8 protein-coding genes are annotated in these 14,237 nt (G+C 58.4%); 4 read left to right on the plus strand and 4 right to left on the minus strand.

All coding sequences use genetic code 11. The annotated features are described in order from the left end of the window. Window positions 1–218: 218 nt before the first annotated feature. Complete coding sequence (locus GO988_RS18180) at window positions 219–2,813, plus strand: BamA/TamA family outer membrane protein (RefSeq protein WP_157568147.1); 2,595 nt, start codon at window positions 219–221, stop codon at window positions 2,811–2,813. 110 nt (window positions 2,814–2,923) lie between these two features. Here the strand turns inward: GO988_RS18180 and GO988_RS18185 are convergent, their stop codons facing one another. Continuing rightward, on the minus strand, window positions 2,924–3,547 hold the full coding sequence (locus GO988_RS18185) for an FMN-dependent NADH-azoreductase (RefSeq protein WP_317164915.1): 624 nt from the start codon (window positions 3,545–3,547) through the stop codon (window positions 2,924–2,926). 429 nt (window positions 3,548–3,976) lie between these two features. Between GO988_RS18185 and serA the strand changes: the two genes are divergently transcribed. Beyond that, the gene (serA, locus tag GO988_RS18190) at window positions 3,977–5,878 is read left to right on the plus strand and encodes a phosphoglycerate dehydrogenase (protein WP_157568149.1); all 1,902 of its coding nucleotides are present in this window, start codon (window positions 3,977–3,979) and stop codon (window positions 5,876–5,878) included. A gap of 31 nt (window positions 5,879–5,909) precedes the next feature. On the opposite strand, the gene GO988_RS18195 is transcribed toward serA, so the two are convergent. From GO988_RS18195 to GO988_RS18205, 3 genes are all read right to left on the minus strand, one after another. Further along, on the minus strand, window positions 5,910–6,272 hold the full coding sequence (locus GO988_RS18195; RefSeq protein ID WP_157568151.1) for a hypothetical protein: 363 nt from the start codon (window positions 6,270–6,272) through the stop codon (window positions 5,910–5,912). A 517-nt stretch (window positions 6,273–6,789) separates the two neighbouring features. Further along, window positions 6,790–7,740 (minus strand): HNH endonuclease, encoded by a 951-nt coding sequence (locus GO988_RS18200; RefSeq protein ID WP_157568153.1) that lies wholly within the window; start codon window positions 7,738–7,740, stop codon window positions 6,790–6,792. A 95-nt stretch (window positions 7,741–7,835) separates the two neighbouring features. Continuing rightward, complete coding sequence (locus GO988_RS18205; RefSeq protein ID WP_157568155.1) at window positions 7,836–8,189, minus strand: sigma-54-dependent transcriptional regulator family protein; 354 nt, start codon at window positions 8,187–8,189, stop codon at window positions 7,836–7,838. 138 nt (window positions 8,190–8,327) lie between these two features. Here GO988_RS18205 and GO988_RS18210 point away from each other — a divergent pair, with 138 nt between their 5' ends. Next, the gene (locus tag GO988_RS18210) at window positions 8,328–11,486 is read left to right on the plus strand and encodes a BPTD_3080 family restriction endonuclease (RefSeq protein ID WP_157568157.1); all 3,159 of its coding nucleotides are present in this window, start codon (window positions 8,328–8,330) and stop codon (window positions 11,484–11,486) included. Window positions 11,487–11,632: 146 nt separating this feature from the next. Then, complete coding sequence (locus GO988_RS18215; protein WP_157568159.1) at window positions 11,633–14,227, plus strand: site-specific DNA-methyltransferase; 2,595 nt, start codon at window positions 11,633–11,635, stop codon at window positions 14,225–14,227. Window positions 14,228–14,237: the final 10 nt, after the last annotated feature.

Genomic DNA, 14,237 nt, shown 5'->3' on the forward strand with positions numbered 1-14,237 from the left:
GAGGGCAGCAGCGCGTTAGAAACTAGCCTACAAAGCTACGCTTGCGAGGCAAGGCGGGTTCAGCCATCGCTTCTTTTCACGTCCGTGGGCAGCCGCTTCCCCGTACTTTCATCTTCAGATTGTCTTCAAAATAGCCTCAGGCCAGCTTACCCACAGCGCCCCCAAACCTGTTTGGCCCCGAGCTGTTGAGCTTACTTATTTGCAGCTAAGTTATTCTCATGCGCTTCATTACTACTTATTCTTCTCGCTCACGCTTCGCTCTATCGGCTATTTTTATCGCGTTCTCTCTTCGCGCCGCAGCGCAAACTGCTGTTCATGCGGATAGCATCACGGTGGCCATCGAGCCAACGTACGATAAAGTGACGGGCGTGCACCGGCGCCTATTAGGCGAGAGCTACCGGCAGCTCTGGGCCGCGCCGGTTAAGCTGAGAATATTTCACCTTGCTAGCGAAAAAGGCGGCCTGACAATTCTGCAAAAAGGTGGGGGCTTGCAAACTAAGTCGTTGCGCATGCAGGATGCTACCGGGCAGCAGTGGGTGCTGCGCACCATTCAGAAATATCCCGAGCGGGGCCTACCCCCCGCCCTGCGGCCCACCATTGCCAAGGATATTCTGCAAGACCAGGTTTCGACGTCCCATCCGTATGCCGCCCTCACGGTGCCACCGCTGGCCCAGGCGCTGGGTGTGCCGCACGCCAACCCCCAAGTGGTATACGTGCCCGACGACCCGGCGCTGGGCGAATACCGCCAGGATTTTGCCAACCAGGTATTCTTGTTTGAGGAGCGCGAGCCGCTGGACGCCGACAAAACCGACAACACGGAGAAAGCCCAGCAGCGGCTGCAAAAAGACAACGACAACCGCGTGGACCAGCAACTAGTACTGCGCGCTCGCCTGCTCGACATGCTGCTCGGCGACTACGACCGCCACGAAGACCAGTGGCGCTGGGCGCGCACCAAGGGCCCCAAGGGCAGCCTCTACGAGCCCGTGCCGCGCGACCGCGACCACGTGTATTACAAGCCTTCGGGCGCGTTGCCGTCGGCCTTGTCGCTCCACTTGCTGATGGCTAACGTGCAGGGTTACAGCGACCACATCCGGTCCATCAACCGCTGGAACGCCAAAGCCAGCACCTTCGACCGCTACTTTCTAAATGCGCTGAGCGAGGAGGACTGGAAAACGCAAATTGCTTACGTGCAGCAGCACCTCCCCGACAGCCTCATCTACCGCGCACTCCGGCAGATGCCGCCCAACATCTACCGGCTCAGTGGCTCCGAAATTGCCCAAAAGCTCATTGGCCGGCGCAATAGGCTAGACCGGCAGGCGCTGAGGTACTACCGCTTCCTAGCCCGAACAGTTGATATTCCGGCCTCCGACAAACGCGAATCGGTGGAGGTGACGCACTTGCCCCAGGGCCAGGTGCAGGTCACCATTGCTAAGCTCAAGAAAGAAGGGGGGGGTAGGGGCGATGTTCTCTACCAGCGCACCTTCGACCCGGCCGACACCCACGAGCTGCGGCTATACGGCCTGGGCGGCGAGGACAGCTTTGCCGTGACAGGGGCGGCGCGCTCGCCCATTCGGGTGCGCCTGGTGGGCGGGGCCGATGCCGACGTGTTTGCGGTGGGTAAGGAAGTGCCCCAGAAGCGCAAGGTTATCATCTACGACCGCTCGGACGAGGCCAATACGCTACCCGCAACCAGCCTGGCGCGCATCCACACCTCGGCCGATACCACCATCAATGCGTTTAATAAAGCCAGCTTTCGGTACAGCTACTTGCAGCCACTGCTGCTGGCGGGCTACAGCAAAGATTATGGCTTTCAGTTAATTGGCAATTTCATTTACCAGCACCAAGGTTTTCGCAAAGACCCCTACGCCTCGCGGCAAAACCTGCTGGTCAACTACGGCTTCGGCAATAGTTCGCTGCTGCTAAACTACACCGGCGACTTTAAGCGCGCCATCGGCCACAGCGACCTCAGCGTGAATGTGCTCTCGAAAGGCCCAAACTACAACAACAACTTCTTCGGCGTTGGCAACGAAACCGAGTTTGTCAACGCCGGCAACCGGCGCATTCGCTACTACCGCAGCATCTACAACCTGCTCAGTGCCGATGTGCGCCTCAGCCACACCTACCAGCACTGGCGCCTGAGCGCGGGCATTACCGGGCAGTACTACACGAGCACGAGCGCCAAAAACGGCGACCGCTACCTCTCTGCCTATGCCGCCGAGCACCCCAGCGAGGAGGTTTTCAACAGCCAAACCTATGCGGGTGTGGTAGCCGGCGCCACCTTCGACACCCGCGACCGGGAGCTGGTGGCCCACCGTGGCGTGTATTGGACCACCAGCCTGCTGGGTATGAACCGGCTCGATGCCGACCGGCACACCTTCGGGCAGGCACTCACCGAATTCACGTTTTACGCCAATCCGCTGCGCGATTCTAGCTTGGTTATCGCCAACCGCACCGGCGCGGGCACCACGCTGGGCGATGCCGCTTATTTCCAGCAGCTAAAACTAGGCGGCGCCCAAAACCTACGCGGCTTCTACCTGTGGCGCTTCACAGGCAAGAGCATGGTGTACAACAACTTGGAGCTGCGCTTTAAGCTGCTCGATTTCACGTCGTACCTCCTGCCCGGCACGCTGGGCCTAGTTGTTTTCAACGACGTCGGCCGCGTATGGTCGCCCAACGAGTCGTCGCAGCAGTGGCACGATGGCTACGGTGGCGGCCTCTACTTTTTGCCGGCGCAGCTGCTGCTGGTGCAGGCCGTGGTGGGCTTTTCCAAGGAAGGCGCCTACCCCTACATTTCGGCGGGGTTCCGGTTTTAGCCGCTGGCTGCAAGCGCCACGCCAAAGCCCCTTAAGTTGCCGAAGTTGCTACCGAACGGTAACAGCTCCCGCAACTTAAGGGGCTTTATACTTTATTGACTGCTAGCTTACTACAGAACTTCTTCCGTTTGCAAAGCCTCTATCACTACGCTGTCCAGGGCTTTTTGCACGGCCGTGTCTTGTACGCCGGGGATGGCCAGGCCTTCTGCACGCACTACGGTCACATCCGTTATGCCAAGGAAGCCTAGAACCGCCTTCAGGTAAGGAGCCACAAAATCGTAGCCGGCCGATGGGCCTTCGGAATAAATACCGCCGCTCGACATAGCTACGTACACTTTCTTGCCGGTAATCAGCCCTTCGGGGCCACCAGCCGTGTAGCGAAACGTGATGCCGGCCCGCGCAATGTGGTCTACCCACGCCTTCAGCGTCGAGGGAATACCGAAGTTGTAGAGGGGCGCACCGATGACGATAACGTCAGCATCCTTGATTTCTTGAATAGCGTCGTCAGAGTGTTTGGCGGCCGCCTGCTGCTCGGGCGAGCGGCTTTCGGCTGGCGTGAAGAACGACTGCAATTTGGCTTCCTCCAGGTGCGGGAAGGGGGTAGTAGCCAGGTCGTGCACCTTTACGGTGCTGCCAGGATAAGCAGCCTCAAGCTTCTCAATAATACCGTTGCCGAGCTGAATGCTGGCCGACGCCGCTTTTCGCGGGCTGGAAATAATATGAAGAATATTCACGAGATAAAAAATGACAGTGGCCCGTGGGCCGGTAAAAAGGAAGTAATTGTGGATGGGCCCCGTGCCCAACGGCTTGCGGCGTACCTCGCTAAGAAGCTTTAGCACGCCGCAAGCCGTTGGGCACGGGGCCGTCATCTGTATATACATTATATGTACCAACATTGTTTAACGTTGATAGTTGCTAGCTATCGGCAGTATCCTCCACTCTGAGTGGTTTTTGATAAGCGGTTGCTGGCACGCGGGGCTGCAATTGGAATTAAATGTTTATAAAAAAGGCACTTGCATAAAATAACCCGTTGATAAAAGACCCGAGAAACTAGCTCGCCAGCCTTTTTTATTCGATTAAAAAAATCAGTACAGTCCCGCTTTTTTGCAAACAAGTCAGTGCTTACAAGCTACTGGCCCGGCGCCCGCCCCATCTTTGTGCCCATGCCCGACGCTGCTACCCCCCTGCCCTACCTCGTCTTCGACTTCGACTCCACCTTTACACAAGTCGAGGGCCTCGATGAGCTTGCTGCCATTGCCTTGCAAGGCCAGCCTGACCAGGCCGAGCGCGTGGCCGCCATCAAAGCCCTCACCGACCGCGGCATGGCCGGCGAAATCGGCTTCCAGGAGTCGCTGGCCAAGCGGCTAGCGTTGCTGGGGGCGCACCAGCGGCACTTAGCCCCGCTGGTAGCCCACCTGCAAACGAAGGTGAGCGAGAGTATTCGGCGCAATGGCGACTTTTTTCGGCAGTATGCCAACCGCATCTACGTGGTGAGCAGCGGGTTTCGGGAGTTTATCGAGCCGGTAGTGGCCGAGTTTGGCATCGGGGCCAGCCACGTGCTGGCCAATACCTTCACCTTCGACGAGGGGGGTAGCATCACGGGCTGCGACCCCGAAAACGTGCTGAGCCGCGACGGCGGCAAAATTCAGCAGCTGCGCGACTTGCAGCTAGACGGCCCGGTGTACGTGCTCGGCGATGGCTACACCGATTACCAAATTCGGGAGGCTGGCTTGGCCAATCGCTTCTACGCCTACACCGAAAACGTGGCGCGCCCCACCGTGGTGGCCCGCGCCGACGAAGTGCTGCCGACCTTTGACGAGTTTTTATATCAATTGAAGCTACCCATGACGCTGAGCTATCCCAAAAACCGCATCAAGGTTTTGCTATTAGAAAACCCCGACGCCCGCGCCGCCGAGCTGTTTCGCCAGGAAGGCTACCAGGTGGAGGAAGTGAAGGGTGGGCTGGATGAGGACGAGCTGATAGCCCGTATCGAGGGCGTCAGCATCCTCGGCATTCGGTCTAAAACGCAGGTAACCAAGCGCGTGCTTGACGCCGCCAACCGCCTCATCGGCATCGGCGCATTTTGCATCGGCACCAATCAGATTGACCTCGCAGAAGCCATGCGCAAGGGCGTGGCCGTGTTCAACGCGCCGTTTTCGAACACGCGCTCGGTGGTAGAGCTGGCGCTGGGCGAAATTATCGTGCTGGCCCGCCGCATTCCGGAGAAAAACCCCAAAATGCACCTGGGCGAGTGGGACAAGTCGGCCAGCGGCTCGTTCGAGATTCGGGGCAAGACGCTGGGCATCATTGGCTATGGCAATATCGGCTCGCAGCTGTCGGTAGTGGCCGAGGCGGTGGGCATGAAGGTGCTCTACTACGACGTGGCCGAAAAGCTTCAACTCGGCAACGCCGTGAAGTGCAAAACCCTCGACGAGCTCCTACCCCAGGCCGACGTGGTGACGCTGCACATCGACGGCCGCCCCGACAACCAAGACTTCTTCGGTGCGAAGGAATTTGCCCTCATGCGGAAGGGCGCGCTGTTTCTCAACAACGCCCGCGGCCATGTGGTGGATGTGCCGGCGCTGGCCGCCGCCTTGCGCAGCGGCCACCTCGGTGGGGCGGCCGTCGATGTGTTTCCCTACGAGCCAAAAAACAACGGCGAGAGCTTCGAGAATGAGCTACGCGGCCTACCCAACGTGCTCCTTACCCCCCACATTGGCGGCAGCACAGCCGAGGCCCAGCGCAACATCGCCGAATTTGTGCCCGAGCGCATTATGGAGTACGTGAACACGGGCAACACCCAGCAGAGCGTCAATTTTCCCAACATTCAATTGCCCTTGCAGCAGGCGCACCGCCTCATCCACATCCACGCCAACGTGCCGGGTGTACTGGCCAAAATCAACAACGTGCTGGCCACACACCACGTCAATATTTTGGGTCAGTACTTGAAAACCAATGAATTGATTGGCTACGTGATTACCGACATCAACCGCGAGTACGACCAAGACGTAATTCAGGCCCTGCGCGAAGTCGAGCACACCATCAAGTTTCGGGTGTTGTATTAGCATAATAGCTCGGGCAGTATAGTCCAAGCTACTAATTTTCGACGGGTTGCTGAATGGCTGACACCGCAGGCGGCAAGTGGAGGGCCTGTTGAAAAGGCACTTGCCGCAACTCGGCCATCGAAATACTGGCCTTCAATTCGGTTTGAAGCTCTCCTAACAGCTCCATGGCCTGCGCTGCGGGACACCGAAACTTGCGCATAATGTAGCCAGTTGCCAAGCCTACCCACTGGTCGATGCTTTGGTGAATGAGCAACAGGTCAGCGTCGGGGGTCTCATGCAGGTGCGGCTGCTGGGCCAGCCGGTCCTCTTCCTCCAGGTGCAGCCGAACGGCATTCATTGCCAGCGTAAAAAGGGTTTTATCGCGGCGCAATTGGCGCAGGCGGGGGGTAGCCATAAAAGCTTGGGTAAAGTAGCCGGAAAGGCAGCAAAGGTAGAATAGGCATGACGGGCGGCCACGTAGTTTTATGGTCGCTATGCACCCCTTTGAAATTCATTTGACTACCAGTGCGCTGCCGCCGACCCAGTTGGCCAGCTTTGTAGCGGCAAACGCTGGCCGCCCTAGCCAAAGAATGCGCGGCCGATAACACCAATCTCGGCCGCCTGCGTTGGCTGCTGGCTGGTAATCTGGCACCACTTTTCGCCGACCAACGTGTGAGTGACGCTTGGCTGGGGTGGCGGTACAGCCGACCTTCTGGCCATAGGTTGGCCGGCTTCTACCACGAGTGGGCCGGCACTATCACTTCCCCTAATTTACTGCCCCAGGACCTGGCCGATTTTCAACTGCTGCTGCAAGACACTTTCCGGCACGCTGGCTTCGGGGCGGAGTTGGCGGGGCTACCAGCTGCGCCCCCACTGCCGGATACTGGGTTTTGGAAAGGATTATTCAAATAAGACCTGCATAGTGGCTACCCTTAAGGCATAAATAAACCGTTGTGGTGCTGCAAGTATTGCAGAGCAGGTTGGTCAGCCAGTAGCTTAGGCAGCACTTTCAGTTGCTCGCCGTGGAAGCGGTAATACTCTTTGCCATTTTGAAATTCCTCCTTGATGCGCGAGCTGATGAGCACCGCTTTATCATCGGCATCAATCGTAATGTAGTGCTTATCGAAGAGCTTGTGCAGGTCGGAGCGCAGCAGCAGGCCATTGCCTACCGAGTTTGGCCCGGCCTGCGAAAAGGGCTGAATATGGGCGGCTTCCAACACAGGCAGCGTTTTTTCACCCGAGATGGCGCACTTCTTCTCATACGCTTGCGTCACGAGCGCCCGGAAAGCGCCTTGGCCCACGCGCACTTTAGTTAGTGCCTCGCGGTAAATGCCCGGCGACTCTAGCGCCATGGCATCAGTGGCTAGCTCGCGGGTGAAGGCATCTTGCTGGTAGCGCAGTTGGGTGGCACTCACGGCAGCCCAAAGCTGAGCGCCTACCGGCTCCTTGGTGTCGTACACTTTGCCGGTTACAATGGAGTTGCCCCAGCTTTCGGGAGCGGGTATCCAGTCAGGCTTGCGAAAGAAGACAGGTGCGGTCAGTACCAAGCAGCTAATCAGTGGGTTCACTTCGGGCGACTTGCCATTAGCAACGCGGTATTTCTGAATAGCTTGGGCAAAATCCTGGTAGCTGCCGAAACCGTTGCGCGGGCCAAACATGTCCCAAGCCATCGAGATAGGCAGGTCAATCTGGTTGGTAAAAAAGCCTATCCCTGCAATGCAGTGGTAGGGCTTCTTAAGCTTCAACAGGAAGGGCGCACCCGACGGCACGGCCCCAAACTTGGTGCCGCCACCCAGCGGCTTCCAGAAATTGACATCCTCCCGCGGCTCTCGGCGCAAAAAGTCAAACCAATTGTAGTCTGTTACGCCAACGTAGAAATTCATAGCTGGGCAGGAGAAGTGTGTAAAACGAAGTGGCACTCCATTTCCGCGTGGGCAACGATAAACGGAGCGCCACTCCGTATTTATAGATTTATAGGCTACTTGCTGCGCTCGGCCAGCAGGGCGGCGTACTTCTCCTGAAGCTCGGTGTAGAGAGCATACACGTGCAGGAGCTTGTTTTTGCAATCGTCGAGCGTGTCTAGTTGATACGCCGGCGTAGGCTCAGCCACGGCCGAACCAACCGGCGGCGCCAGTTCGCGAAAATCCTGGGCGAAATCATGCCGGATGAGCGCGCCCACTTGCTCGATAAAGGCAAACGATAGGTTGGGCTCCTCGAAGCGACGGTAGAGAGTGGGCCGGCTGATGCCCAGTTCCTGGTAGAGCTTGGTGATTTTGACGCCGCTCTTGAGTACGGCCTCTTTCACGACTTCGCCGCGGTGCTGCTTGGCCATAAGAAGAAAGCAAATGGGACTGAGACAAAAGTGAGTAGTTTTTACCTCAGCATATTTTCCATTATCTGACTATAATCTTTACAATAGAAGAATTTTTGAGACATTTATGTATCATATTTGTCTCAAAAGCTCTTCTCTATGTCCGGCTCCGCCGAAGACGCCGCTCCAACCCGGCTCCCCGACAACCCCATCCTGAACAATCCTTACGAGGAGCCGGTGCGGCACTACGCCACCGACCAGCAGGGCAATCTTGAATACGGCACCGTCGAAACGGGCCGGCGGCTGTTCGTGCCCGAGGTGCAGGTGATGCCGGGCAAGCACACCGGGCAGAAAGAGGTTTTTGCGTTCAACGAAGCGGCCGCCAGCTATGGCACGCACCTCATCAACCTGGTGCGGCGTGAGGTGGGCCAGTGGCGCACGGCGGGCTACCCCGAGGCTACCCGCGTCACGCGCGAGTTGCTGGCCTACTGGTTTCCCGACCACGAAGACTCGCCGGTGAAAAAGCTGTTTTTTGCCCAGCGCGAGGCGGTGGAAACGGCTATCTGGCTGAATGAGGTAGCGGGCCGCTCCAATGCGGGCACGCACATCCTCAATGAGTTGCGGGCGGGACAGCAGTCGGTATCAACCCACGCCACCGACCACTTGCCGCGCATTGCCTTTAAGATGGCCACCGGCACCGGCAAAACGGTGGTGATGGCCGCGCTCATCCTCTACCACTACCTCAACCGCCAGCAGTACCGGCAAGACGTGCGCTTCGCCGACTACTTCCTGCTCGTGGCGCCCGGCATCACCATCCGCGACCGGCTGGGCGTGCTGCGCGCCGACACCACCGCCGACCGCAACTACGCCCAGGACTACTACCACCAGCGCAAGCTGGTGCCCGTGCAGTACGAAGATGTGCTCGAAGGCCTCAACGCCCGGCTGGCCATTGCCAACTACCACCAGTTTGAGCCGCGCACCCTGCAAGGCAACAAGCGCGGGGCCTTCGATGGCAAAATCGGGGTTGATGGTAAAAAGCAGGAAGAGAAAGAAGACTACGCCCAGGTTTTCAAGCGCTTGCTAAGCGGTTTCCGGCCCGGTAGCCGCCTGCTGGTGCTCAACGACGAGGCCCACCACTGCTACCTGCCGCAGGCCACGTCCGGCAAGAAACCGAAGCTAGCCGACGGCGACGAAACCAGCCCCGACGAAAACGCCCGCGCCGCCGTGTGGTTCAGTGGTTTGCGCGAGCTGGCCCAGCGCTATCAGCTCACGGCGGTGTACGATTTGTCGGCTACGCCTTACTATTTGCAAGGCTCGGGGTACAAGGCATACACGCTGTTCCCGTGGATAGTAACTGATTTTGGGCTGGTCGAAGCCATTGAGAGTGGACTGGTGAAAATCCCCTACCTGCCCGAAAAGGACGACACCCAGCAGCTCGACATGCCGGTGCTGCGCAACCTCTACGAGCACGTGAAGGAGCACCTGCCCAAGATGGGCAAGGCCACCGAGCGCAAGGAGAAAGGCGCGGCCTACGTCGAGAAAAAGCCCGATTTGCCGCAGTTGCTCACGGCCGCCCTCGACCAGCTAGTAGCTCATTATGAAGAATATGACCAGGGCGTGCGCGAACGCGGCGAGCGCCGCCCCGAGCTGCTGAGCACGCCGCCCGTGCTCATTGTGGTGTGCAACAACACCGGCGTGTCGAAGGAGGTGTACAAGCACATTGCCGGCTACGATTACCAAGACCACAAGCACGGCCGGGTGGTGGCGCAGGGGCACCACGCCATTTTCTCGAACTACCTGCCCGATGGCTCGCCCCGGCACCGCCCGCCTACCCTACTTATCGACTCCGATGCCCTCGAAAACAGCGTGCAAGTGGACGAGGAATTTCGGCGAGTATTCAAGGATGAAATCGAGCAGTTTCGGCAGGAATACCGCCGCCTCTACCCCGAGCGCCCGGCCGATGACCTCACCGATGCTGACCTGCTGCGCGAGGTGGTGAACACCGTGGGCCGCCCCGGCAAGCTGGGCGCGCACGTGCGCTGCGTGGTGAGCGTGAGCATGCTCACCGAAGGCTGGGACGCCAATACTGTGACCCACATCATGGGCTTGCGGGCTTTTGGCTCGCAGCTGTTGTGCGAGCAGGTGGCGGGCCGCGCCCTGCGCCGCCGCCACTACGAGCTGGTGGGCTATGACAAACACGGCGAACCAGTTACGGGCACCACGACCCGCGACAAAGCCCGCATCGTGGCTTACAAATTTCCGCCCGAGTACGCCCGCATTATCGGTATTCCTTTCAAGGCTTTCCAGCGTGGCAAGGGTGGCGGCAACGCTGGTGTGGGCGGCGAGGATGTAACGCCCATCCGGGCGCTGCCCGAGCGCAACGCGTTGGAAATCACATTCCCCAATCTGCTGGGCTACCGCGAAGAACTGGGCACGGGCACGTTGGTACCCGACTTCGCCGCGGTGGGCAAGTTCGAGCTGGATTTCTCGAAAATCCCGACGCATACGGAGCTGGCATCAGCCTTTTCGGGCGCTACCGAGGACATGCGCCTGCAAGCCCACGAGCAACTGCGCGACAACGAGGTGGTGTACTACGTGGCGCGGGAGGTCATGCGCTACCACTTTTCCGATGTCAACAACGAGCCCAAAATGGAGTACTTCGGGCCGGTGCGCCGCATCGTAGCGCAGTGGTACGACGAGTGCCTGACGCTGGTGCACCAAACCGACCCGGCCTTCAAGCGACTGGTGAAATACTGGGATGCCCAGGCCGTGGCCAGCCACATTGCCGAGGCCATCACGGTGGGCGCGCCCGAGGAGGAGCGCCGCATCCGGCCGGTGCCCAACTACTACAACCCGCGCGGCAGCACCCGTTTTGTGCATGGCCAAACCACGCGGCCGGTATTCGCCACCACCAAAAGCCACGTCGACTACGTGGTGGCCGACACCGAAAGCTGGGAGCAAATCTGCGCCAAGGTGCTCGAAGACCTGCCCGAGGTGCTTTGCTACGTCAAAAACGCCTTTCTGGACTTCAAAATCCCCTACCTCAAGGAAGGCCACCGGCACGACTACCTGCCCGATTTCGTGGCCCGCGTGCGCACGCCCAACGGCCAGGTAGTCAACCTCATTATCGAGGTCACGGGCATGAACAAAGACAAGCAGGCCAAGAAGCTCTACACCGAAAAGTACTGGCTGCCCGCTGTGAATGGCGACCTCGCCGCCTTAGGCCTGCCGCCCAACGAGCCGTGGGCTTTCGTCGAAATCAGCGAAAGCGAGAAGTACTTCCGCAATCAGCTAGTCGAGAAAATTAAGAGCTTATAAATCAACCAAAAAACGTCCGTCATGCTGAGCGCAGCCGAAGCATCTTGGCTGGGGTACTAATTCCCTAGCGCCAGCAACGAAGCGGCCAAGATGCCTCGACTTCGCTCCGCTCAGCATGACAACCTATAAGAGTTCGCTTATCTGTCATGGCTAAAAAACAAAACCCGCCTACCCCTGCCGACCCAACCGCTTACACCCACCAGGATAAGCGCCCCTACATCCCCTCCGAAACGGAGGCCGGGGCCGAGCAATTCAATCCCAAAGTGCAAGGCCACTCTACGCACCTGCTCGACAAAAACCCCATTATCCACCGGGGCCAGGACCCCGAGTTGAAATGGCTGGGCAAATACGACCACGAGGGCGGCAACCAGCCCGACTACCTTAAGCTGGATATCCGCTCGCTCTACCGTCACGAGCACATCCGGCCGCAGGAACTGATGTCGCGCCTCTACCGTGAGCGCCTGGCCGAGGCCAACGCCCAGCTCGGCCTCTTCGGCCAGGATTACCAGCAGGTCGATGAGCTCGACAAGCCCCTGAGCTACTACCAGCACCACGCCGCCTGGGAAAACCGCCTCATCCTCGGCGACTCGCTCTCAGTAATGACCTCGCTGCTAGAGCGCGAAGGCCTGGGCCAAAAGGTGCAAATGGTGTACCTCGACCCACCCTACGGCATCAAATACGGCTCGAACTGGCAAATCAAGCTTAACAACCGCACCATCGTTGATGGGAAAGACGACGATTTATCTAAACAACCTGAACAAATAAAAGCCTTCCGTGATACCTGGGAACTGGGCATCCACAGCTACTTAAGCTACCTGCGCGACCGACTGCTTGTAGCGCGGGAATTACTGACGGAATCGGGCTCGTGCTTTGTGCAGATTTCGGATGAAAACGTGCATCTCGTCCGGAATCTGATGGACGAGATTTTTGGGAGCGAGAATTTTGTAAGCTTAATAAGCTTCAAAACCACCTCTGGTTTCGACAGCAATACGCTGCCGCGAGTAGGAGATTATATAGTGTGGTACGCGTTAAACAAAACTGTAGTTAAGTATAAAAAACTATATGAAGGGCAGGAAATAACTCTTGGCGAAGGCAATGCCAAATGGCTGCTATTAGAAGATGGTACCTATCGAGGAGTAAGCAGCACAGAGAAAGCCGGGCTTGTCACAATACCTACTAACGCGAAGCTCTACAACCCAGATAACCTCGTTTCCCAGGGTGCCGCCAGTTCACCGCAGCCCTTCGAGCATTTGGGCAAGACTTACTTACCGCCTGCTAATTCCCACTGGAAGGCAAATTATCCAACGGGAATGCGCCGTCTGGCAGACCAAGGGCGCATCCACGTTGCCAAAGACAGTATTAGATACCGTAGGTTCTCAGATGATTTCCCTTATCAACTAATTGGAAATCTTTGGACCGATACAGCTACTGGTAGCTTTACCGACGAAAAGCACTACGTTGTTCAAACAGGTTTAAAGGTGTTGCAACGATGCATTTTAATGACTACCGACCCCGGCGACCTCGTCATCGACCCCACCTGCGGCAGCGGCACCACCGCCTACGTGGCCGAGCAGTGGGGTCGCCGCTGGATTACGATTGACACCTCGCGCATCGCCCTCAACATCGCCAAGACGCGCCTGATGACGGCTTCCTTCCCCTACTACCGCCTCTACGACGAGGCCGGGCAGGATATTCGCCAAGGTTTTGTGTATAAAGAGGTGCCGCACATCACCCTCAAGAGCCTAGCCAACGACGAGCCGCCCGCCACCGAAAAGCTCTACGACCAGCCAGAGGAAGACAAAAAGCGCCTGCGCGTAGCCGGCCCCTTCACCGTCGAGACGCTGCAAAGCCTGAACCCCGTAGCCCCCGAAGAGCTAGAAACGCCCGCCGAAGAACTGGAAAGCCAAGCCCAATTTGAGGCACGGGTATTTGCCGGCCTCACCGCCTCGGGTGTACGAAACGGGGCCAAAAACGAGCAGGCCGTATTTCTGCGCGTGGAGCGGCGCGCCTCGCCCGCCCTGCCCGCCGAAGGCTACTGGCGCGATGCCGACGGCCGCGAGCGCAAGGCGTATTTCCTACTCGGCCCGCGTTTTGGCACCGTGAGCAAAAGCCAGGTGAATGACGCAGTAAAAGAATGCCGCCAGCTCGGCGACGCCGACTGGCTGGTGATACTAGGCTTCTCCTTCGATGACGCCATCGAAAACCGCGAACAGACCATGAACGCCGGCACCTTTCAGGTGACGCGGGCGCGCATCGGCGAGGATTTATTGCAGGAAGGCTTGCTGAAAAAGGACAAGAAAGCGGCCTCGTTCGTGACTATCGGCGAGCCCGAAATCGGGCTGCTGCGTGACGAAGCTACCGGCACGGCCACCGTCGAAGTGCGCGGCCTCGACATCTGGGACCCCATCAACAACCGCTTGGCCGCTCGCTCAGTTGAGGACATCGCCTACTGGATGCTCGACGATGATTACGATGGCTCCAATTTCCTGGTGCGGCAGGTATTTTTCTGCGGTGGCGAGAAGGGCGAGTTTAAGAAATGGCGCGCCAAGCTCGACGGCCAGGCCAGCGCCACAGCCAAGAAAAAGGCTGAACAAACCCTACGCATCGAGCTGGACGAGGATGCCTGGGAGCGACTCTACGGCTTCCGTTCGCACCCTATTGAAGCTAAGAAGGGTCGGCAGGTGGCGGTGCGTGTTATCAGCCAGTTTGGGGAGGAAAGCACGCGCGTGCTGACTTTATAACTCGCTTACT

The organism is Hymenobacter ginkgonis (genome assembly GCF_009755225.1).
GTDB lineage: Bacteria > Bacteroidota > Bacteroidia > Cytophagales > Hymenobacteraceae > Hymenobacter > Hymenobacter ginkgonis.

Coding starts and splice junctions, on each gene's coding strand:
- GO988_RS18200 (WP_157568153.1), bottom strand. CDS start 7,740: ATGAATTTCTACGTTGGCGTAACAGACTACAATTGGTTTGACTTTTTG.
- serA (WP_157568149.1), top strand. CDS start 3,977: ATGCCCGACGCTGCTACCCCCCTGCCCTACCTCGTCTTCGACTTCGAC.
- GO988_RS18210 (WP_157568157.1), top strand. CDS start 8,328: ATGTCCGGCTCCGCCGAAGACGCCGCTCCAACCCGGCTCCCCGACAAC.
- GO988_RS18215 (WP_157568159.1), top strand. CDS start 11,633: ATGGCTAAAAAACAAAACCCGCCTACCCCTGCCGACCCAACCGCTTAC.
- GO988_RS18205 (WP_157568155.1), bottom strand. CDS start 8,189: ATGGCCAAGCAGCACCGCGGCGAAGTCGTGAAAGAGGCCGTACTCAAG.
- GO988_RS18195 (WP_157568151.1), bottom strand. CDS start 6,272: ATGGCTACCCCCCGCCTGCGCCAATTGCGCCGCGATAAAACCCTTTTT.
- GO988_RS18180 (WP_157568147.1), top strand. CDS start 219: ATGCGCTTCATTACTACTTATTCTTCTCGCTCACGCTTCGCTCTATCG.